Source organism: Microbacterium sp. RU33B (genome assembly GCF_900155915.1).
Lineage (GTDB): Bacteria > Actinomycetota > Actinomycetes > Actinomycetales > Microbacteriaceae > Microbacterium.
Genome location: NZ_FTPO01000001.1, coordinates 840,335 through 860,586, shown reverse-complemented (window position 1 = coordinate 860,586; position 20,252 = coordinate 840,335). Strand labels below are relative to the sequence as shown.

The 20,252-nt window shown below is 70.3% G+C and carries 22 protein-coding genes; 12 read left to right on the top strand and 10 right to left on the bottom strand.

All coding sequences use genetic code 11. The features are described 5' to 3' along the window. Positions 1-36: 36 nt before the first annotated feature. From B0B14_RS04220 to B0B14_RS04210, 3 genes are read right to left on the bottom strand one after another with little or no spacing between them, the layout of a single operon-like run. Entirely contained in the window at positions 37-594 is a 558-nt protein-coding gene (locus B0B14_RS04220; protein ID WP_076680241.1) for an MOSC domain-containing protein, read from the bottom strand. Between the two features lie 34 nt (positions 595-628). Then, complete coding sequence (locus B0B14_RS04215) at positions 629-1,213, bottom strand: DUF6264 family protein (protein ID WP_083710323.1); 585 nt, start codon at positions 1,211-1,213, stop codon at positions 629-631. Next, positions 1,210-2,244, bottom strand: coding sequence for a 4-hydroxy-3-methylbut-2-enyl diphosphate reductase (locus tag B0B14_RS04210; protein WP_076680240.1), 1,035 nt, complete (start codon positions 2,242-2,244; stop codon positions 1,210-1,212). Before B0B14_RS04210 ends, B0B14_RS04215 begins: the two co-directional genes overlap by 4 nt. A 169-nt stretch (positions 2,245-2,413) precedes the next feature. Here B0B14_RS04210 and xseA point away from each other — a divergent pair, with 169 nt between their 5' ends. The 7 genes from xseA (at position 2,414) to B0B14_RS04175 (ending at position 8,958) form a co-directional block, all read left to right on the top strand. Continuing rightward, a complete protein-coding gene (gene xseA, locus B0B14_RS04205; RefSeq protein WP_076680239.1) occupies positions 2,414-3,703 on the top strand; it encodes an exodeoxyribonuclease VII large subunit in 1,290 nt (429 codons plus the stop codon). 5 nt (positions 3,704-3,708) lie between these two features. After that, a complete protein-coding gene (locus tag B0B14_RS04200) occupies positions 3,709-3,936 on the top strand; it encodes an exodeoxyribonuclease VII small subunit (protein WP_083710321.1) in 228 nt (75 codons plus the stop codon). Next, complete coding sequence (locus B0B14_RS04195; protein ID WP_256714250.1) at positions 3,933-4,574, top strand: DUF4245 domain-containing protein; 642 nt, start codon at positions 3,933-3,935, stop codon at positions 4,572-4,574. The genes B0B14_RS04200 and B0B14_RS04195 overlap by 4 nt, the downstream gene beginning before the upstream one ends. Then, on the top strand, positions 4,571-5,215 hold the full coding sequence (locus B0B14_RS04190) for a carbonic anhydrase (protein WP_076680237.1): 645 nt from the start codon (positions 4,571-4,573) through the stop codon (positions 5,213-5,215). Before B0B14_RS04195 ends, B0B14_RS04190 begins: the two co-directional genes overlap by 4 nt. A 91-nt stretch (positions 5,216-5,306) precedes the next feature. Beyond that, a complete protein-coding gene (locus tag B0B14_RS04185) occupies positions 5,307-6,701 on the top strand; it encodes a class II fumarate hydratase (RefSeq protein ID WP_076680236.1) in 1,395 nt (464 codons plus the stop codon). Positions 6,702-6,787: 86 nt separating this feature from the next. Continuing rightward, entirely contained in the window at positions 6,788-8,305 is a 1,518-nt protein-coding gene (locus tag B0B14_RS04180) for a sensor histidine kinase (protein ID WP_076680235.1), read from the top strand. Next, the gene (locus B0B14_RS04175; RefSeq protein WP_076680234.1) at positions 8,302-8,958 is read left to right on the top strand and encodes a response regulator transcription factor; all 657 of its coding nucleotides are present in this window, start codon (positions 8,302-8,304) and stop codon (positions 8,956-8,958) included. Before B0B14_RS04180 ends, B0B14_RS04175 begins: the two co-directional genes overlap by 4 nt. 102 nt (positions 8,959-9,060) lie before the next feature. Here B0B14_RS04175 and B0B14_RS16450 read toward each other — a convergent pair whose 3' ends face one another. The 4 genes from B0B14_RS16450 to B0B14_RS04155 all read right to left on the bottom strand — a co-directional run bounded on the left by B0B14_RS16450 (position 9,061) and on the right by B0B14_RS04155 (position 13,318). Then, complete coding sequence (locus B0B14_RS16450) at positions 9,061-9,624, bottom strand: RodZ family helix-turn-helix domain-containing protein (protein ID WP_076680233.1); 564 nt, start codon at positions 9,622-9,624, stop codon at positions 9,061-9,063. A gap of 171 nt (positions 9,625-9,795) precedes the next feature. After that, positions 9,796-11,151 carry an RNA 5'-3' helicase PhoH2 gene (locus B0B14_RS04165; RefSeq protein WP_076680232.1) on the bottom strand — a complete coding sequence of 452 codons (1,356 nt, stop codon included), beginning with the start codon at positions 11,149-11,151 and terminating at the stop codon, positions 9,796-9,798. Positions 11,152-11,335: 184 nt separating this feature from the next. After that, positions 11,336-12,454, bottom strand: a complete 1,119-nt coding sequence (locus tag B0B14_RS04160; protein WP_076680231.1) for an aminotransferase class V-fold PLP-dependent enzyme — start codon at positions 12,452-12,454, stop codon at positions 11,336-11,338. 87 nt (positions 12,455-12,541) lie between these two features. Continuing rightward, entirely contained in the window at positions 12,542-13,318 is a 777-nt protein-coding gene (locus tag B0B14_RS04155; RefSeq protein ID WP_076680230.1) for an isoprenyl transferase, read from the bottom strand. A gap of 73 nt (positions 13,319-13,391) precedes the next feature. Between B0B14_RS04155 and B0B14_RS04150 the strand changes: the two genes are divergently transcribed. After that, complete coding sequence (locus B0B14_RS04150) at positions 13,392-14,129, top strand: PAQR family membrane homeostasis protein TrhA (protein WP_256714249.1); 738 nt, start codon at positions 13,392-13,394, stop codon at positions 14,127-14,129. Between the two features lie 4 nt (positions 14,130-14,133). Here B0B14_RS04150 and B0B14_RS04145 read toward each other — a convergent pair whose 3' ends face one another. Next, on the bottom strand, positions 14,134-14,442 hold the full coding sequence (locus tag B0B14_RS04145) for a hypothetical protein (RefSeq protein WP_076680228.1): 309 nt from the start codon (positions 14,440-14,442) through the stop codon (positions 14,134-14,136). A gap of 72 nt (positions 14,443-14,514) precedes the next feature. On the opposite strand from B0B14_RS04145, the gene B0B14_RS04140 reads away from it, so the two are divergent. After that, entirely contained in the window at positions 14,515-14,904 is a 390-nt protein-coding gene (locus tag B0B14_RS04140) for a DUF4307 domain-containing protein (RefSeq protein ID WP_076681263.1), read from the top strand. A 96-nt stretch (positions 14,905-15,000) separates the two neighbouring features. Next, a complete protein-coding gene (gene greA, locus B0B14_RS04135; RefSeq protein WP_076680227.1) occupies positions 15,001-15,492 on the top strand; it encodes a transcription elongation factor GreA in 492 nt (163 codons plus the stop codon). Between the two features lie 24 nt (positions 15,493-15,516). Here the strand turns inward: greA and ilvA are convergent, their stop codons facing one another. Further along, positions 15,517-16,701, bottom strand: coding sequence for a threonine ammonia-lyase (ilvA, locus tag B0B14_RS04130; RefSeq protein ID WP_218642071.1), 1,185 nt, complete (start codon positions 16,699-16,701; stop codon positions 15,517-15,519). A 38-nt stretch (positions 16,702-16,739) separates the two neighbouring features. Then, positions 16,740-17,933, bottom strand: coding sequence for an AI-2E family transporter (locus tag B0B14_RS04125; RefSeq protein WP_076680225.1), 1,194 nt, complete (start codon positions 17,931-17,933; stop codon positions 16,740-16,742). Between the two features lie 73 nt (positions 17,934-18,006). On the opposite strand from B0B14_RS04125, the gene B0B14_RS04120 reads away from it, so the two are divergent. Together B0B14_RS04120 and B0B14_RS04115 are read left to right on the top strand one after the other, a co-directional pair. Next, entirely contained in the window at positions 18,007-19,305 is a 1,299-nt protein-coding gene (locus B0B14_RS04120) for a winged helix-turn-helix domain-containing protein (protein ID WP_083710471.1), read from the top strand. Further along, entirely contained in the window at positions 19,302-20,213 is a 912-nt protein-coding gene (locus B0B14_RS04115; RefSeq protein ID WP_076680223.1) for a hypothetical protein, read from the top strand. The genes B0B14_RS04120 and B0B14_RS04115 overlap by 4 nt, the downstream gene beginning before the upstream one ends. Positions 20,214-20,252 lie beyond the last annotated feature (39 nt).

Here is a 20,252-nt window from a genome sequence, read left to right as displayed (position 1 = left end):
AGATCCGGATGCCCCGACCTCCGGTCGGGGCATCCGTCATGAGGAGGCCGGAGCGCGGTAGACGTCGAGGATCGTCGGCGCACCGTCCGGGCGATGCACGACGATGATCTCGTCGCCCGCCTGCGCACGCCCCGTCGTGACGACGCGGAGGTACGCACCCAGCCGACGTTCGTCGGAGAACCGCTTCACCCAGCCGCGCTCATGATCGCCGCCCACCCACCGCGCGAACGTCTGGCAGGGAGTGCGGGGCATCGTGATCTCGACTTCGACGCGATGGCCGATGCGCCACCGCTCGCCGATGCGCGCAGCGTTGACGTCGATGCCTTCGGTGCGCAGATTCTCACCGAACCACCCCGCCGACAGGGGCCGCCCGAGCTCGCGCTCCCAGAAGTCGGCATCCTCCTGCGCGTACGCGTACAGCGCCTTGTCGAGGCCTCCGTGGTGCTTGCGATCGGCCTGCACATCGGCGTACGCGCCGTAGGTGCCGATGCGCACAGCTCCGGATGCCGGACGCTTGTCGATCGCGGTGACACCGACGCTGCTGGCGTCGGGTCGGAGCTCGTGAACGGCGCAGACGGCGAGAAGGCGGGGCATCCGGTCACTTTATCGAGCCGACCGGCTCACCGGGTCAGCCGAGGAGCGCGCGCTGCAGCGCCGACCAGAGCGCGGGATCGTTCATGATCGGCACGATCATGAGGACGGCGGAGATCGTGTTGAACACGAGCCCGCCCACGAGCGGGATCCAGAACGTGAGGCGACCCCGGCGCAGACTCCGCAGCGAGATGAGCGCGGTCACCACCCAGCCGCCGATCAGCACCGCAGCGGCCGAGAAGCCCCACGCCGCGCCCGAACCGGGGTCGGCCAGAGACTGGTCGACGCCGAAGCTCCCCAGGAACACCTCCAGGTAGCCCGCGTAGTCCAACAGCGCCGGCACCGACGTGAGGACGTTGAACAGACCGAAGGCGAGAAGCAGAGCGGTCGCGATGCGGTCGGCCGTCCGCGGCTTGCGGGCGACCGGGCCGGACGCCGCGGCCGCAGCGGGCTCTGCAGAAGCGGGGGGTGCGGCAGCCGTCGCCGGGGCGACACCGCTCTCTAGGGCCGCGGTCACGTCGGGCACCTGGATGCGGGCGCGCTGCTCCTCAGGCGTGGCGTACTCGCCGAACCGCGGACGCTGACGTCCGTCGGGGCCGATCTCGGGAGTGAGATCGGTCACTCGGTGGTCCGTCCGCCGAGGGCGCGCGCGTCGCGGCGCCCCGCGGCATCCGTGCGCAGCTCCTTCGGAAGCGAGAACTGGAGGTCTTCCTCCGCCGTCCGCACCTCTTCGATGTCGCGGTAGCCCGCGCCGGCGAGCTCTTCGAGCACTTCCTGCACGAGGACGTCGGGCACCGACGCTCCGCTGGTGACACCGACGGTCTCGACGCCGTCGAGCCACGCCTGCTCCACCTCGTCGGCGTAGTCGACCCGGTAGGCGGCCTTCGCGCCGTACTCCAGGGCGACCTCGACGAGGCGGACGCTGTTGGAGGAGTTGGCGGAGCCCACGACGATCACGAGATCGGCGTCCTTCGCGACCTTCTTGATCGCCACCTGACGGTTCTGGGTGGCGTAGCAGATGTCGTCCGAGGGCGGATCCTGCAGCTCGGGGAAGCGGATGCGCAGTCGACGCACGGTCTCCATCGTCTCGTCGACGGAGAGCGTCGTCTGCGACAGCCACACCACGCGGGAGGGATCCTTGACCTCGACGAGGTCGGCGTCGTCGGGCGAATTCACGATCGTGACGTGATCGGGCGCCTCGCCCGCCGTGCCCTCGACCTCCTCGTGCCCTTCATGGCCGATCAGCAGGATCTCGAAGTCGTCGCGCGCGAAGCGCACCGCCTCGCGATGAACCTTCGTGACGAGAGGGCAGGTCGCGTCGATCGCGAGGAGTCCGCGATCGGATGCCGCGCTGACGACCGCCGGAGACACGCCGTGCGCGCTGAAGACGACGTGGGCGCCCTCGGGGACTTCGTCGACCTCTTCGACGAACACCGCGCCCTTCTGCTCGAGCTCGGTCACCACGTGGATGTTGTGCACGATCTGCTTGCGCACGTAGACCGGGGCGCCGTACCGCTCGAGGGCCTTCTCGACGGCGATGACCGCGCGGTCGACGCCGGCGCAGTAGCCGCGGGGGGACGCGAGGAGCACGCGCTTGTGTCCGACGACGGCGTTATCCTTGAGGCGCTCACGGCGGCGCGGAACGCGCGGCATGGGCATCCGGACGGCCGAACTCGGGGCGATCGAGGCAGACTCGACCGGAGGGGATGCATTCACCCTTCGATTCTACGGGCGAGGTTCTGGATGCCGGCCGAGCGCTGCACCTCCCGGCCGAAAACGCGCCGATCATCCGACGCACGATCATCCACGAGAGCGAGAGACCGTGACGACGTTCCAGCCGGAAGCCGTGCCGGGCCAGCCGCCGCCCCCCGATTCGGTGCACCCCCGCGAGTCGAGCGCCGAGGCGCCGACATCCGTCGCACGTCTCAACGACGCCATTCGCGGCTTCATCGCGAACTGGGGCTCGGTGTGGGTGGAGGGCGAGATCACGCTGTGGAACGTGCGCGGCGGCAACGTCTTCGGACGCCTGAAAGACCTCACCACCGACTCGTCGATCTCGTTCCGCATCTGGTCGTCCACATTGCAGCGGCTCCCCGCCGACCTGCGTGCGGGCGATCACGTGGTCGCCTCGGTCAAAGCCGACTACTTCGTCAAGACGGGCGATTTCGGCTTCGCCGTCGCGATGATGAAGCACGTCGGCATCGGCGAGCAGCTCGAGAAGCTCGAGCAGCTGCGCTCGAAGCTGAGGGCCGAGGGGCTGTTCGACCCCGCGCGGAAGAAGCCGATCCCGTTCCTGCCGCAGCTGATCGGGCTCATCACGGGCGAGAACTCCGACGCCGAGAAGGACGTGCACCGCAACGCCGAGCTGCGCTGGCCGCGCGTGCAGTTCCGCACGAAGCACGCCGCGGTCCAGGGTGAGCGCTGCGTGCCCGAGACGATCGCCGCGCTGAAGGCGCTGGATGCCGATCCGTCCGTCGACGTCATCGTCATCGCCCGCGGCGGTGGCGATCCGATGCACCTCCTCGGATTCAGCGACGAGCGTCTCCTGCGCGCGGTGGCTGCGGCATCCACTCCCATCGTCAGTGCGATCGGGCACGAGAACGACCATCCGCTCCTCGACGACGTGGCCGACCTCCGGGCGTCCACCCCGACCGATGCGGCGAAGAAGATCGTGCCGGATGTCGCCGAGCAGCGCGCCCTCGTCGCCCAGCTGCGTTCCCGCCTGACCTCGCGGCTCACGCACCGGGTCACGCACGACATCGCCCAGCTCGAACAGCTGCGCTCGCGTCCGACGCTGCGGGCGCCCGAGACGATGCTCCAGGGTCGGTCGCACGAGCTGCACCTCCTGACGGTGCGCGGTCGAGACACCGTCGGACGGAGCCTGGAGGCGCAGGGTCGTCGCGCCGCCGAGCTCCGGGCGACGCTGCGCGCCCTCTCCCCCGCCGCGACCCTCGCACGGGGCTACGCGATCGCGCACCTGTCCGACGGCGTGATCGTGCGTGACGCCGCCCAAGCGCCGGCGGGCGCTGCGGTGGCCGTCACGGTGGGTCGCGGTTCGTTCGCCGCCCGCTCGGAGGGCGAGATCGCCGAGGCCGCGGAGAACCTAAGCTAGATGCCATGAGCGTGTCGAGCGAGACCACCGACATCGCGACGCTGTCCTTCGAGCAGGCGCGCGACGAACTCGTCCGCGTGGTCGCCGAACTCGAGCAGGGCGCACCGACCCTCGAGCAGTCCCTCGCCCTCTGGGAGCGCGGTGAAGCCCTCGCCGCCCGCTGCGAAGAGTGGCTGCTGGGGGCCAAGAGGCGTCTGGACGCCGCGCGCGCCGTCGTCGGAGACGACGCATGATGGCCCAGGGTCCGCGTGTCGTCGCCGAACTCGGTCGCCCCGAGACGCCCGACGAGACGGCTGCACGCAAGGCCGAGTCCTCGCGCGTCTACCGCTCGAGCCAGAGCTTCCGCAATCTCATCGCCGCCCTCATCGCGACGCTGGCGATCGTTCTCGTGGTGGTCTTCATCGTCCCCCGCGGGCAGCCCGCCCCGCGCGATCCGATCGACGTCGCCGCGGCCGCCGAGCGCGTGGCCGACGCGCAGGGCCGCACCGCGATCGTGCCCGAGGTCCCTTCGGGATGGATCGTCAACCGGGCTTCGGTCGAAGGCGACTCCGTGAGCGCCTGGACCATCATCTACGTGCCGGGAGAAGAGCTCGGCGTCGTCACGATCGCGCAGGGTTTCGACGCGGACGCGGCGTGGTCCACGCGCGTTCTGTCGGGCGCGGGAGTGACGGATGTCGTCACGATCGACGGCATCGAGTGGAACGAGTACGCGATCTCGGATCCTGCACGGGCCAAGAACATCACCGCCGCACTGAGCACGCAGGCCGGCGCCGACACGATCCTCGTGTACGGGGCAACGGACCGGGCGAGCCTCGAGGCCGCCGCCGCGTCCGTCGCCGATCAGGTGCGCACACTCCGGGAGGGCGAATGACCGATCAGCCGACGCCGCAGCAGGTCTGGAACGAGATGCTGCGCGGCAATGCGCGATTCGTGGCCGGCGAGCCTCTGCACCCCCGCCAGGACGTCGAGCGGCGCAGCGAGCTCGCCCGCGCCCAGACGCCGCGGGCAGCGCTGTTCGGATGCAGCGACTCGCGCCTGGCCGCCGAGATCATCTTCGACAAGGGCCTCGGCGACCTGTTCGTCGTCCGCAACGCCGGTCAGGTCAACTCGTCGTCCGTCATCGGCAGCCTCGAATACGCGGTCGCCGTGCTGAACGTCTCCCTCATCGTCGTGCTCGCCCACGACGAGTGCGGAGCGGTCCGTGCGGCGATCGACTCGACACGGATGGACGCCCCGACGCTGCCGGCCAACATCTGGCGCCAGATCGCGCCGATCGTCCCGGCCGCGCGCCGCGTTCTGACGGCCGATCCCGAGGCGACGCCGGAGACGCTCGACGCGGAGCAGGTCGGCCGCGAGCACCTGCGCGACACCGTGTCCGACATGCTGCACGCTTCGGAGCTCATCTCGGGCCGCGTGGCCTCCGGGTCGCTCGCCATCGTGGGCGCGAACTATCGACTCGTCGACGGCACCGTCGCGCCCGAGATCATCGTCGGACCCGCCACCACCCCCTGACCGCAGCGGTCCGCACCGCACGGAAGATCACCACACCCACACATCACAGCGCGGACCGCGACGTCCGCGTGGAAAGACAAGCGAGGACGACGTGACCGACATCGACTACCGCATCGAGCACGACACGATGGGCGAAGTGCGCGTGCCCCGGAACGCGCTCTACGCGGCCCAGACGCAGCGCGCCGTCGAGAACTTCCCGATCTCGGGCAAGGGTCTCGAGTCCACCCAGATCGCCGCGCTCGCACGGGTGAAGAAGGCCGCCGCACTCGCGAACAAGGAGCTCGGAACCCTCGACGCCGGCATCGCCGACGCGATCGCGGGAGCCGCCGACGACGTCATCTCGGGCGCGTACGACGCCGAGTTCCCCGTCGACACGTACCAGACCGGCTCCGGCACGTCGTCGAACATGAACATGAACGAAGTGCTCGCGACGCTCGCCTCGCGTCGCCTGGGCGCGGCCGTGCACGCCAACGATCACGTCAACGCGTCACAGTCCTCGAACGACGTCTTCCCCACCTCGGTGCACATCGCCGTCACCCAGGCGCTCATCGACGACCTGATCCCCGCTCTCGACCACCTCGCCGTCGCCCTCGAGACGAAGGCGGATGCCTGGAAGGACGTCGTCAAGTCCGGCCGCACGCACCTCATGGACGCGACGCCCGTCACGCTCGGCCAGGAGTTCGGCGGCTACGCCCGCCAGATCCGTCTCGGCATCGAGCGGGTGCAGTCCGTGCTCCCGCGGGTCGGAGAGGTTCCGCTCGGCGGCACCGCCGTCGGCACCGGCATCAACACCCCCCTCGGCTTCCCGCAGAAGGTCATCGCGATCCTGCAGGCCGAGACCGAACTGCCGATCACCGAGGCGAAGGATCACTTCGAAGCGCAGGCGAACCGCGACGGCCTCGTCGAGGCATCCGGTGCGCTGCGCACGATCGCGGTGTCGCTGACCAAGATCAACAACGACATCCGCTGGATGGGCTCGGGCCCCAACACGGGCCTCGGCGAGCTGCACATCCCCGACCTGCAGCCCGGGTCGTCGATCATGCCGGGCAAGGTCAACCCCGTCATCCCGGAGGCGACGCTCATGGTCGCCGCGCGCGTCATCGGCAACGATGCGACGGTGGCCTGGGCCGGGGCATCCGGATCCTTCGAGCTCAACGTCGCCATCCCCGTGATGGGAACGGCGCTGCTCGAATCGATCCGCCTGCTGTCGAACTCGATGCGTCTCCTCGCCGACAAGACGATCGACGGGCTCGAGGCCAACACCGAGCGCGCGGCCGCCTTCGCCGGCATGTCGCCGTCGATCGTGACCCCCTTGAACAAGGTCATCGGCTACGAAGCAGCGGCCAAGATCGCGAAGCACGCCGTCGCCAAGGGCATCACGGTGCGCGAGGCCGTCATCGATCTGGGCTACGTGGAGCGCGGCGACATCTCGCTCGAGCTGCTCGACGAGAAGCTCGACCTGCTCTCGATGACGCACCCCGGCTGAACGCGTTCGAGGATCGGGCCGGTCCCGGACGGCACGGCGATCGCGTCGAGCACGCGAGAACCGCTCCCGCGCGCGATAATCGGGGAGTGAGCCGAACTCCCCGCCCGATCTCGGCGCGCGTGCGGATCCTGGGAGCGATCCTGGCCGTCGCGAGCGTCGGTCTGGCGATCGTGGGCAGCGTGACCTTCCTCGTGCAGCGCGAGCAGGTGCTGCAGGAGATCGACGCGCGGCTCCTGTCGCAGGTGGAGAGCCTGCAGACGGTGGCCGGCGCAGGATCCTCGCCGTCGGCCAATCCGACGCCGGGCACCACGACCGCCACCGACGACCTGTCGATCGAGGACTACGACTCGGTGGCCGAGTTCCTGCACGCGGCCGTCGCCCGCCTCGTGCCGGGGCGCAACGAGGCATCCGTCGCCGTCATCGACGGAGAACCGCGCTACCGGCCGCAGACGCTCTCCGGATTCGACATCTCCGACGATCAGGCGCTCATCGATCGCGCGGTCAGCGAGACGCGACGGACGGGTGACACCGTGATCGGCACGGCGGTCACCTCGAACGGGTCGCTGCGCTACATCGCCATTCCCGTGACGATGGAGGGCGACGACGCGGAGGGCATCTACCTCCGCGCCGTCGACCTCGAGGCCGAGCTCACGTCCGTGACCGCTGCCATCACGACATTCTGGGTGGCCGCCGTCGCGGTCCTGGCCGCCATGGGCATCGTCGGGTGGTTCGTCATGGGCCGCCTCCTCTCCCCCATCCGCCAGATCCGCGAGACGGCCGACGCGATCACGATCGACGACCTGTCCCCGCGTCTGCCCACGCAGGGCAACGACGACATCTCCGACCTCGGACGCACCGTCAACTCCATGCTCGATCGCCTGGAGGGCTCGGTCGACGTGCAGCGGCAGCTGCTCGACGACGTGCGCCACGAGCTCAAGACGCCGATCACGATCGTGCGGGGTCATCTCGAGATGATGGATGTCCGCGACGTCGACGACGTCGAGAACACCCGCGAGATCGGCATGGCCGAACTCGACCGCATGACCCGCCTGGTGGAGGACATCGATCTCCTCGCCGCAGCGGAGGGCGGAGATCTCGACCTCACCGAGATCGACCTCGCTATCCTCACCGCGCGCGTCGGCGAGCTCGTGACCGTGATCCCGGGTCACACGTGGAGCGTCGAGCAGATCGGCGAAGGCACGGTGCGGGCCGACCAGGACCGTCTGCTGCAGGCGTGGCTGCAACTGGCCGACAACGCCGCCAAGTACACACCCGACGGGTCGCCGATCGAGATCGGCAGCGCCTTCGTCGACGGCTCGGCCCGCATCTGGGTGCGCGATCACGGCGCCGGCATCCCGCCCGCTCTGCGGCACCGCATCTTCCGGCGCTTCGATCGCGCGCACGGCAAGCGCACCGTCGGCGGCTCCGGCCTCGGCCTCGCCATCGTCGACGCGATCACGAAGGCGCACGGCGGTCACTGCGCCGTGACCGATTCCCCCGGTGGTGGAGCGACCTTCACGATCCACCTTCCGCTTCCCACGACCGAGCTCCCGGCACCCGTCCGGGCCGGCGACGTCGTGCTCCAGAGAGAGGCGTCCGGATGACGCGCATCCTCATCATCGAGGACGAGCCCCGCATCGCGGCGTTCGTCAAGCGCGGGCTCGAGTCCGCCGGGTACACGGCGACGGTCGCCGAGGACGGCGCCGAGGGCCTCGAGCGAGCGCTCCGCGGTGACATCGACCTCGTCCTCCTGGACGTGGGGCTGCCCACCATGGACGGCTTCGAGGTGCTGCAGCACCTTCGCGGACAGGGTTCCACGGTGCCCGTCATCATGCTCACGGCTCGATCGAGCACGCGCGACACGGTCGAGGGCTTGGATGCCGGCGCCAACGACTACGTCTCCAAGCCGTTCACGTTCGACGAGCTGCTCGCGCGCGTGCGGTCGCGTCTGCGGGAAGGGTCGGCCCCGACGGCGACGTCGATCACGCACGGCGATGTCGTGCTCGACATCCTGGCCCGTCGCGCCACCGTGAACGGCCGCGAGGTGGAGCTGTCCGCCCGCGAGTTCGCCCTCGCCGAGCAGTTCCTGCGCAGCCCGGGCCAGGTGCTCAGCCGCGAGCAGCTGCTGAGCCGCGTCTGGGGCATGCACTTCGACCCGGGATCGAACGTCGTCGACGTGTACGTGCGGTACCTGCGCGGCAAGCTCGGCGCCGAGCACATCTCCACGATCCGCGGCGCCGGCTACCGCTGGGAGTAGGTCGGCAGCCGCAGCGCCGTGGACCACGGCAGAGAGAAGCCCCCGGCGCTGGGGGACGCCGGGGGCTGAGGGGCGGGGAGCTGGGGGACTCCGACCGCCGCGTCAATCGCTGTGATCTGGGGAATCGGGCGATCGATCTTTCTGCGATCCGGACATCAGACCGGGGCGGTCGAGTCCGGACGTTTCGGGAGCGCGCGTCTCGCGGGACTGCGCGTACGTGTGGAGCTTGGCTTCGAGGCGGACGAGCCATTCGCTCGTCTGTCCGCTCGTCCAGCCGTGGTTCTTGGACCATTCGTAGGCCGCATCCCACGTGCCCGTGGCGGCCGCGGCGGCGACGATGGACTCCTCGGTGGCCGCAGACGGCGCCGTCGCCACCGTCGTGACCGTGGACGGCGCGGCGGGGGTCTCCTCGACCTCCGGAGCCTCTTCCACGACGAGGGGCTGTTCGGCGACGATCGGCGGGGCCGTGCTCACCGCGGGAGCGGTGGGGACCGCCGTCGGCGCAGCCGATGCCGCCATCGGGAGCACGATGGAGGACGCGTGGACGGGGGCACCGGACACGTCGGCCAACGCGGCCGAGTTCGTCATGATGACGGCGGCGACGGCGGCGATCGACGCGGAGCCGGCGATGAAGCCGCCTGCCGCGAGACGCGTGCGTCCCTCCACGTGAAACCCCCAGGTTCGGGCGCAGTCCTCCTGCGCTGGATCAATAGTGACATCCGGCGATGAGAACGTGAGGAGAAGGGGATGAGACTCTTCTCATGCTTTCATGCGCGTGCATACGACGGCGTGCCGAAGGGCCGAGGCATCCCGCCCCGGCCCTTCGGCACGCCGTCGTCAGGCGAGCTCTCCCGCCTCCAAGAGGTCGGTGACCAGCGCCGCGATGGCGGACCGCTCGGACCTCATGAGAGTGACGTGACCGAACAGATCGTGCCCCTTCAGGGTCTCGATGACGGATGCGACGCCGTCGTGCCGTCCGACGCGGAGGTTGTCGCGCTGACCGACGTCGTGAGTGAGCACGACGCGCGAGTTCTGCCCGATGCGGCTCAGCACCGTGAGCAGGACGTTGCGCTCGAGGGACTGCGCCTCGTCGACGATCACGAACGCGTCGTGCAGCGAACGACCGCGGATGTGGGTGAGGGGCAGGACTTCGAGAATCCCCCGCGAGATGACCTCTTCGATCACATTCCCCGAGACGACCGATCCGAGCGTGTCGAAGACGGCCTGAGCCCACGGGTTCATCTTCTCCTGCGCGTCTCCCGGGAGGTAGCCGAGATCCTGGCCCCCGACCGCGTACAGCGGACGGAACACGAGGATGCGCTTCTGCTGCTGGCGTTCGAGGACGGCCTCGAGTCCGGCGCACAGGGCGAGAGCGGACTTTCCCGTGCCCGCGCGTCCGCCGAGCGAGACGATTCCGACCTCGGGGTCGAGAAGCAGGTCGATCGCGATGCGCTGCTCGGCCGACCGGCCGTGCAGGCCGAAGACGTCGCGGTCGCCGCGGACGAGCCGGAACTCGCCGTCCCCCGTCACCCGTCCGAGCGCCGAACCGCGCTCGGAGTGGATGATGAGGCCCGTGTTGACGGGGAGCCCGCGCGCGTCGTCGCTCATCGCGACATCGCTCTCGTACAGATCGCTGAGATCGTCGCCCGAGACGTCGATCGAGGAGATCCCCGTCCACCCCGAGTCCGCCGCCTGCTCGGCGAGATACTCCTCGGCGATGATGCCGAGCGAGGCCGCCTTCACGCGCATGGGCAGGTCTTTGGAGACGACCGTGACCTCCTGCCCGTCGGCCGCCAGGTTGAGCGCCACGGCGAGGATGCGGCTGTCGTTGTCGCCCAGACGCATGCCGGACGGGAGGACCGAGGCATCCGTGTTCGTGAGTTCGACGCGCAGCGTGCCGCCCTGGCCGACGGGGACGGGGAAGTCGAGACGCCCGTGCTCCACCCTCAGCTCATCGAGATGACGGAGGGCCTGGCGTGCGAAGTAGCCGATCTCGGGATCGTGCCGCTTGCCCTCGAGCTCCGTGATCACCACGACGGGGATCACGACGTTGTGCTCGGCGAAACGGAAATACGCCCGCGGATCGCTCAGCAGTACCGAGGTGTCGAGGACATACGTGCGCAGGTCCTGATCCTGCGCGACGCCGTCGTCGACGAGCTGACGGTCCTGCTTGTGTGGTGCTCCTGTGGTCACAACCCACTCCCGCCCCGGGCTGCGAGAACCCGGCAGATAAGAGTCGACCCAGGGCCACGAGTCGCGATCCATCAGGCCGACCCGACCGGGCGCCTTGCCCGATGAGATGAACGTACGTCCGACGTGTGACACGGCACGCGGCGACACGCTGTCGGCACGTTACGGCCGGGTTAATTCCCGGGGATCACCAGACCCGCGACGACGAGAACGCCGCGAGCGCATCGCCGAACAGTCTCAGCGTGTCGCCGCCCGTTCCCACGTGAGGGGCGACCCGGACAAGACCCGAGCGCACGGTCACCGTGATCCCGTGGTTGGCGAGGGATGCCGCGAGCGGCGCGGCGTCCTGCGGCGCGGGAGCGAGGGCGACGATGCCGGCCCGCTGCTCGGGTTCGCGAGGCGTGACGACGGGGATCTCGTAGCGGTCGGCGAAGTACATGACATCGCTCGCGCGCGCCGCGATCTCCCTCTCGATGATGTCGACGCCGACGTCGCGCACGTCGGCGAGCGCGGTGGCCAGTCTCGCGACGGCGAGGTGGTCGGGAGTGCTCACCCGGAACGCGGCGGCCGACGTGGAGGGCTGCGGCACGACATCCACCGGCAGATCGCCGTCGACACCCGTGAAGCCCGACAGCACGGGCGCGAGTCGCTCCAGCGCCCGTTCGCTGAACGAGGCGAAGCCCGTGCCGCGTCCGGCGCGCAGCCACTTGTAGCCGTTGCCGCACACGACGTCTGCGGCGGCCCAATCGGCGTCGACGACGCCGAAGCCCTGGATGGCGTCGACGATGAGCAGCCTGTCGCCGATGACGTCTCGGAGGGCCGACAGGTCGGCGCGGTAGCCGGTGCGGAAGTCCACGAGGCTCACGGCCAGTGCGCGCGTGTCGTCGGTGAGGGCGTCGCGCACGACCTCGGCCGTGACGCGGCCGTCGGCGGGCTCGAGCCACTGAAGCTGCAGCGAGCCCAGCGCCTCGGCTGCGCGCGTCGCGGTCACCGTCAGGCTCGGGAACTCCGCCTGCGACACCAGGAGGCCGCCGGCCAGTCCGTACAGGGCCTGCTGGAGTCCGTACGTCGTCGACGGCTGCAGGACGATCTGAGAGGCATCCGCCCGGAGCAGTTCGGCCAGCAGCTGCTCCGCCTCGGGCACGTGCGCCCGCACCATGTCGATGCCGGCGCGGCGGCCCGAGCCGAGGAGCTCGGCGTCCGCGTGGACCTCGTCGCGCACCGTCGAGGAGAGCGGCCCGTGCGCGGCCCAGTCGAGGTAGCCGGGTTCGCCGTCGAAGGATGCCTGGAACGACTCGAGATCCATCACCGTCACATTGTGGCAGAGGTCGCGCGGGGTGCCGGATGCCTGATCACCGGGCTTATCGGCGGCCCCGCGACACCGGCGACGCGCTCAGCTGCCGTAGCGACGATCGCGCGAGCCGAAGTCGCGGATCGCACGGAGGAAGTCGACCTCGCGCAGGTCGGGCCCGAGGGCCTCCATGAAGTAGAACTCCGAGTGCGCCGACTGCCACAGCAGGAAGTCGCTCAGTCGCTGCTCCCCCGATGTGCGGATCACGAGATCGGGATCGGGCTGACCGCCCGTGTACAGATGCTCGCCAATCTGCTCCGGTGTCAGGTTCGCCGCCAGCTCCTCCAGCGAGCCCCCGTCGCCGCCGTGCTGCGCGATGATGCTGCGCACGGCATCCACGATCTCGCTGCGTCCTCCGTAGCCCACCGCGAGGTTCACGTGCAGGCCGGTGTTGCCGCGCGTGCGCTCCTCGACGTCGGCGAGCACACGTGCGAGATCGGGCGGGAGGTTGTCGGAGCGTCCGACCGACTGCACGCGCCAATCGCGTTCGCGGGAGAGCGAGTCGGCGAGGTCGGCGATGATCTCGAGGAGATCGGCCAGCTCCTTCGTGTCGCGCTTGCGGAGGTTGTCGTTGGAGAGCAGGTAGAGCGTCACCACCTCGACGCCCAGATCGTCGCACCACTGCAGGAACTCGCGCATCTTCGCCGCGCCGGCGCGATGCCCGTGCGCCGCCGAGTCGTACCCGAGCTGCCGCGCCCACCGGCGATTGCCGTCGATCATCATGGCGACGTGCCGCGGCGTGGGCTGGTGGGCCATCCGACGTCGCAGCCGGTTGATGTAGAGCCGGTACAGGGGCCCGCGCCCGCGGCTCGACGACATCACGCTCCTACGCTACTCCTCGACCGAGGCGGACATTCAGCTGGGAGCATGCGCCGCGGCGTACGCTCGTCCTGTGAGTTCGCGCCCCGAATCGTCCGTGCCCGACGTCCCCCAGCTCCCGCTGATCGAGGCGGCGGCGGTCAGCGCCCAGGCGGAGATCCGGCCGACGTGGCGCGGCTGGATCCACGCGGCTACGTTCCCGATCGCGATCGTCGGCGGGATCATCCTGATCATCGCGACCCAGGGCACCCCGGGCAAGTGGGCGTCGGCGGTCTTCATGACCTCGTCGCTGCTGCTGTTCGGCAACTCCGCGCTCTATCACCGCTTCGACTGGGGCCCGCGGACGAAGGCGACGCTGAAGCGCATCGACCACGCCAACATCCTTCTCCTGATCTCCGGCACCTACACGCCGATCGCGGTGATGGCCCTCCCGCCCGATCAGGGCACGATCCTCCTCGTCGTCGTATGGACGGGCGCCCTGCTCGGCATCCTGTTCCGCGTCTTCTGGATCGGCGCGCCGCGCTGGCTCTACGTCGCGCTGTACCTCGCCCTGGGCTGGGCGGCCGTGATGTACATGCCGCAGCTGTTCCAGGCGAACCCGGTCATGATGCTCCTGGTCATCATCGGCGGGCTCCTGTACACGGGCGGCGCGGTCGTCTACGCACTCAAGAAGCCCAACCCGTGGCCCGGGCACTTCGGCTTCCACGAGATCTTCCACGTGTGCACGGTGCTGGCGTTCCTCTGCCACTGGACCGCGTGCCTGCTGATCGCGATCGACCCGCTCAGCCCGTCGCTCGGCCTCCCCGGCTGAGGCCTCAGCGCTTCGGGTCGGCCCCGGGTTCGATGTCCTGGTCGTCGACCTCGCTCGCGCGCCCGGCGGACTCGGCCTGCTGCGCGGCGGCCTCTTCGGCGTCGAGCTCTTCGCGGATCTCCGAGCGGAACCGTCCGCGCCGGATGCGGCGCAGCATGTCCCACACGAGCAGCACGACGGCGAGCGCGATGAACGCGATCACCGCGAACCCCCAGGGTCCGGGGGTCACGAGCTCGGGCGGAGGCGCCGTGGGGCTCGGGCTCGGAGTGACGGAGGATGCCGCGTGCAGGAAGGCCGCGATCGCTGCGTGCATGGGGGTGTCCTCTGATCCGCGCGGAAGCGCATAGCCTGGAGTTCCAGCCTAATTCCTCCCCGGCAGGTGATCATGACGACGCAGGACGTGCTCGACGAGCGGTACGGCCGCCGTCGCTCCCCGCGTGCCCGCTGGATCCGCGGCGGCTTCATCGGCCTCGCCGTGGTGGTGGTGGGCGCCTTCGCCTGGATGACGGTCGCGAACGCGTTCGATGACATCGCCGCCGAGACGACGGGCTTCCGCATCGAGGAACGGGCCGTGACGCTCGACTTCCAGCTCACCGTGCCGATCGGACGAGACATCGCGTGCGCCCTCGAGGCGCAGGACGAAGACCACGGCGTCGTGGGGTGGAAGATCATCGAGATCGAGGCATCCGACCAGCACACGCGCGCGTTCCGGGAGTCGATCCCGACGGTCGCCGAGGCGACGACAGGTTTGGTCAACACCTGCTGGGTGACGTAGGCTGACCGGACGCAGTCGACCCGACGCCCTGGCCACGTGCCTGGGCGTCTCGCTATATCCGCTCCGTCGACGCCCCATCGAACGAAGGAGACCGCTGTGTCCAGCGACGCACCGATCACGTTTCTGACGCAGGACGCGTACGACCGCCTCGCCGCGGAGCTCGAGCGTCTGTCGACCGTGGGCCGCGAGGAAATCGCCAAGCGCATCGAGGCCGCCCGCGAAGAGGGCGATCTGAAGGAGAACGGCGGGTATCACGCCGCCAAGGACGAGCAGGGCAAGCAGGAGGCGCGCATCCGCACGCTGACGGCGCTGCTCAAGGACGCGACCGTCAGCGAGGCCCCCGAGGCCAGCGGCACCGTCGAACCCGGCACCGTCGTGACCGCGATCGTCGCGGGAGGCGAAGAGGTCTTCCTCCTGGGCAATCGCGAGATCGCCGTGGATTCGGAGCTCGACGTGTACAGCGAGGCCTCTCCCCTGGGCGCCGCGATCCTCGGCCTCTCGGAGGGCGACAAGACCTCGTACACCGCTCCCAACGGCCGCTCGATCGAGGTCGAGGTCGTCAAGGTCGAGACCTACACGGGGCAGTAGTCCCGAGCGACCCCGGGCGGCACGTCAGTCGGCGACGACGGTCGGGGCGAACCCGGCGTTCTCCAGCGTCTGGATGACGTGGGCGCGGTGCTCCTCGCCGCGCGTCTCGACGCTGAGCTGGAGGATCACTTCGCTGATCTGCAGACCCTGCCCGTGACGGGTGTGCAGCACCTCGATCACGTTCGCGCCCGCCTGCGCGAGCAGCTCGGAGACGCGGGAGAGCTGGCCCGGGCGATCGGGCAGTCCGATCCGCAGCGTCATGTAGCGACCGGATGCCGCCAGCCCGTGGGCCACGACGCGCTGCAGCAGCAGGGGGTCGATGTTCCCGCCCGAGAGGATCGCGACGGTGGGACCCGTGGCGTGCACCTTGCCGGCGAGGATCGCCGCGACCCCCGCGGCACCCGCGGGTTCGACGACCTGCTTCGCGCGCTCCAGCAGCACGAGCAGGGCACGGGCGATGTCGTCCTCCGTCACGGTCACGACGTCGTCGAGGAGCTCGCGGATGACGGCGAACGGGATGTCGCCCGGGCGGGCGACGGCGATCCCGTCGGCGATCGTCGGACGCGTGGCGACCTCGAGCGGCTCGCCCTTGCGCAGCGACTCGGGGTAGGCGGCGGAGTTCTCGGCCTGCACCCCGATCACGCGGACAGTGCGTCCGACCGCCGCGGCACGAGCCTTGACGGCGGCGGCGACGCCGGCGGCGAGTCCTCCCCCGCCGATGCTGACGAGCACGGTGTCGAGTTCGGGCAGGTCGTCGAAGAGCTCGAGGCCGAGCGTGCCCTGGCCGGTGATGATGTCGTCGTGGTCGAAGGGATGGATGAGCACGGCGCCCGTGCGCTCGGCGAACTCGGCCGCCAGCCGCAGGGGGGTCTCGACGGTCGCCCCCTCCAGCACGACGTCGGCTCCGTAGCCACGTGTCGCGAGGAGCTTGGGAACGGGCACGCCCAGCGGCATGAAGATCGTCGCCGGGATGCCGAGCGCCTGGGCCGCGAGAGCGACGCCCTGCGCGTGGTTGCCGGCGGAGGCCGCAACGACACCCCTCCCGCGCTCCTCCTCCGTCAGGCGCGACAGGCGGTACGCGGCGCCACGGATCTTGAACGAACCCGTGCGCTGGAGGTTCTCGAGCTTGAGGTGCACGGGAACGCCGAGCACTTCGGACAGATAGAGCGACGCGTCGAGCGGCGTGTGCGAGACGACGCCGCGCAGCATGGCGGCGGCATCCTCGAATGCCGCCAGGGTGGGGGTGCTCACTCGGTGATCCTCCTCGAGCGCGGGACGGTGTTCCAGATGAGATCCGCCGTGCTCGGATCCCGCCCGGTCTCCCACGCTCTGTCGCCGAGGTAGACGGCGACGACGTTGACGAATGCCGCGAGCGGCACGGCGAACAGGGCGCCGGGGATGCCGGCGATCATCGCGCCACCCGCCACGACGAGGACGACGGCGAGGGGGTGCACCTTGACGGCGGATCCCATCAGCAGCGGCTGAAGCACATGGCCTTCGAGCTGCTGCACGCCCAGCACGACGACGAGCATCCACAGCGCGATCCACGGACCGTTGTAGACGAGGGCCAGGAAGACGGCGAGCGCGCCGGTCACGACGGCGCCGACGAAGGGGATGAAGGCTCCGAGGAACACGAGGACGGCGACGGGGATCGCGAGCGGCACCCCGAGGAGGAACGCGCCCAGGCCGATGCCGACGGCGTCGATCGTGGCGACGAGGAGCTGGGTGCGCGCATAGTTCACGACGGTCTTCCATCCGGCGGTGCCGGCGCCGTCGACAGCGGGGCGCGCCCGCGTCGGGAACAGCCGCACGGTCCAGCGCCAGATGCCGCGGCCGTCGGCGAGGAGGCACAGCAGGATGAAGAGCGCCAGGAACGCGCCGGTCACGACGTGCCCGAGCGTGGACCCCACCGCGAGCGCGCCCGACCACAGGAGCTCGGCCTGCTGCTGCAGGAACGACCAGCCCTGTTCGAGGAGACCGTCGATCTGCTGCGCGGTCAGGTGGAGGGGACCGTCGATGAGGTACTGGCGGAACTGCTCGACGGCATCCACCGTGCGGCTCTGGACCGAGGCCCACTGCCGCGTGATCTGCCACACCGCGAGCCAGATGAGTCCTGTGACGACGGCGAGGGTGGTGAGCACCGAGACCACGATCGCCAGCCACTTCGGCACGCGATGGCGCAGCATCCATGTGAAGGCGGGGTACAGCAGCGCCGAGACTAGGATCGCGATGAGGAGCGGGATGACCAGGAGCTTGAGCTGGATGACGAGCCAGATGGCGACGCCCGCCGCCGCGGCCAGCACGATGAAGCGCCAGCCGTAGGCGGTCGCGACGCGCAGGCCGCGAGGGACCGTGCCCGACACATCGCTCGTGACGACGCGGCTGCGATCGCGGAGGGCGTCGAAGAACCCCGCGCGCGGCTTGTCTTCGGGTCCGGTCATCCCGCAAGTCTAGAGTCGCCGCATTCCCGCCAGGTCATGCAGGGTGTCGGCGGCGATGGCTATCGTGGTGCGCGTGAAGGAGACCCTGACCGCGGCCGAGGCGCGTCGCATCGCGCTGGCCGCACAGGGCTTCGCCCAGAAGAGGCCGGATGCCGCGGGCACGCGTCAGCTCAACCTCGCGATGGCCCGCATGGGCATCCTGCAGATCGACTCCGTCAACGTGTTCGCACGCTCGCACTACATGCCCTTGTTCTCCCGGCTCGGGCCCTACGACACCGCGGCGCTCGACAAGCTGCTCTTCGCCCGGCGGGCACCCTACGTCGAGTCCTGGGCGCACGTCGCGTCGTTCATCCCCGTCGCCGATTGGGGGCTGTTCGCCTTCCGCCACCAGGCGAACCGCCGCAAGTACGGCACGAAGCCCGACGGCTGGTTCCACACCCATCGCGAGATCGTCGACTGGGTGCTCTCCGAGCTCGCGACGCGAGGGCCCCTGCGTCCCGCGCAGATCGAGCACGACGCCAAGCAGACCCAGCGCGGACCCTGGTGGGACTGGGATGTCGTCAAGAACGCACTCGAGTACCTCTTCCTGTTCGGCGACGTCGCGATCGCCGGGCGACGCGGCTTCGAGCGCACCTACGCCCTCGCCGAGCACGTGATCCCTGACGCGGCCAGGGAGCCCGTGCCGACCGAGGTCGCGCTGCGCGAACTGATCGGTCGCGCAGCACGGGCCTACGGCGTCGGCACGGCGTCCGATCTCGCGGACTACTACCGGATCAAGGATCGCGCGGGCGTGATCACGGCCCTGCGCGAGCTCGAAGACGCCGGCGTCGTGCGCCCGGTGACCGTGGACGGATGGCGCAGCGCCGGCCGTCCTGCGCGGGCGTGGCTCCACACCGAGGCTGCCATCCCGCGTCGCGTGGATGCGACGGCGCTCCTCACCCCCTTCGACCCCGTGGTGTGGTTCCGCGATCGCGCCGAGCGCCTGTTCGACTTCGAGTACCGCATCGAGATCTACACCCCCGCCGCGCAGCGCCGGTTCGGCTACTACTCCCTCCCCGTGCTGGTCGGCGACGACATCGTCGGCCGCATCGACCTGAAGGCCGACCGCGCGGCATCCGCGCTGCTCGTGCAGTCCGCGTGGTGGGAGCACGGCAGACCCGCCGATGCGGCCGAACGCGTCGCCGACGAACTGCGCGCGGCCGCGCGCTGGCAGGGCCTGGAGTCGATCTCGGTCTCGCGATGGGGGGATGCGACCGACGATCTGGCGGGAGCGCTGCCCGAGGCCCGTCGCCACGACGGCGGTCCGGCCGCCCCGGTCGCTCTCGCCGACGACGAGCCGTCCCTGCCGCCGGGCGCTAGCGTGGAGGCGTGAAGCGCGCAGCCGTCGTCGCGATCGCGGCGGGAGCCGCGGCGCTGCTCGTGGGCGGCGGCGCAGCGGTCTGGTGGTTCGCATCGCGCTCCCCCGGCCCCGATGTCGTCGCCGGCGACTTCCTCGCCGCCCTCGCAGCAGGCGACGGCGCGCGCGCCGCGACGTTCCTCGAGGATCCGCCGGAGGCCGCTGCCGCGGACGCCCTCGAGGGAGCCGTCGGATTGCTCACCGACCCCGCCGTGGTGAGCATCGGCGCGGTCGAGGAGGGCACCACCCGCGCCGACGTCGCGTTCGATCTCGACGGCGCGGCTCAGGAGGCCTCATTCGGCCTGGTCGAGACCGAGGGAGGGTGGCGCATCGCGCCCGACGCGCTGGGCGCCCTCACTCCGACCACCACGATCGGCGACGCGCTCCACGTCGGCGGAGTGCTCACACCCGCGTCGGCCACGACATCGCTCTTCCCGGCCGTCTACGACGTCGCGGCGGCTCCGAGCGGCATCCTGGCGGGGTCGGCCACGGTGATCGTGCTCCCGGGCTCCTCGCAGGAGGTCGCGGTCGAGGCATCCCTCTCCCCCGACGCGACCGCGAGCGCCCAGGAGCAGATCGACGCGTACGCGACGGCCTGCGCCGCACCCGCGTCGACGGTGCCGGAGAACTGCGGCATCCGCGTGCCGTGGGCGGCCGACCTCGGCGCACTCTCGAGCATCGCGTTCCGCATCGACGCGATGCCTGTCGTCGCCTTCTCGGCCGATGCCCGCACGTTCGCTGCGACCGGCGGCGTCCTCGTCGCGACCGCCACGGGCACCACGCGCGACGGGGCCGCGCAGACCGTCACGTACCGCGCCGACGACTGGGCGCTGCGCGGCACGGTCGCCTTCACCGGTGACGACATGGTGCTCTCCGTCGACTGACACCGCGTCGTGCTCGACGCGCGCGCCGGGACGACGGCG

What these genes read in the sequence shown, in the direction of transcription:
- B0B14_RS04220 (WP_076680241.1), bottom strand. Translation starts at nt 594, where the DNA reads ATGCCCCGCCTTCTCGCCGTCTGCGCCGTTCACGAGCTCCGACCCGAC.
- B0B14_RS04210 (WP_076680240.1), bottom strand. Translation starts at nt 2,244, where the DNA reads ATGCCGCGCGTTCCGCGCCGCCGTGAGCGCCTCAAGGATAACGCCGTC.
- B0B14_RS04200 (WP_083710321.1), top strand. Translation starts at nt 3,709, where the DNA reads ATGAGCGTGTCGAGCGAGACCACCGACATCGCGACGCTGTCCTTCGAG.
- B0B14_RS04195 (WP_256714250.1), top strand. Translation starts at nt 3,933, where the DNA reads ATGATGGCCCAGGGTCCGCGTGTCGTCGCCGAACTCGGTCGCCCCGAG.
- B0B14_RS04190 (WP_076680237.1), top strand. Translation starts at nt 4,571, where the DNA reads ATGACCGATCAGCCGACGCCGCAGCAGGTCTGGAACGAGATGCTGCGC.
- B0B14_RS04175 (WP_076680234.1), top strand. Translation starts at nt 8,302, where the DNA reads ATGACGCGCATCCTCATCATCGAGGACGAGCCCCGCATCGCGGCGTTC.
- B0B14_RS04160 (WP_076680231.1), bottom strand. Translation starts at nt 12,454, where the DNA reads ATGGATCTCGAGTCGTTCCAGGCATCCTTCGACGGCGAACCCGGCTAC.
- B0B14_RS04155 (WP_076680230.1), bottom strand. Translation starts at nt 13,318, where the DNA reads ATGTCGTCGAGCCGCGGGCGCGGGCCCCTGTACCGGCTCTACATCAAC.
- B0B14_RS04145 (WP_076680228.1), bottom strand. Translation starts at nt 14,442, where the DNA reads ATGCACGCAGCGATCGCGGCCTTCCTGCACGCGGCATCCTCCGTCACT.
- B0B14_RS04140 (WP_076681263.1), top strand. Translation starts at nt 14,515, where the DNA reads ATGACGACGCAGGACGTGCTCGACGAGCGGTACGGCCGCCGTCGCTCC.
- ilvA (WP_218642071.1), bottom strand. Translation starts at nt 16,701, where the DNA reads ATGCTGCGCGGCGTCGTCTCGCACACGCCGCTCGACGCGTCGCTCTAT.
- B0B14_RS04125 (WP_076680225.1), bottom strand. Translation starts at nt 17,933, where the DNA reads ATGACCGGACCCGAAGACAAGCCGCGCGCGGGGTTCTTCGACGCCCTC.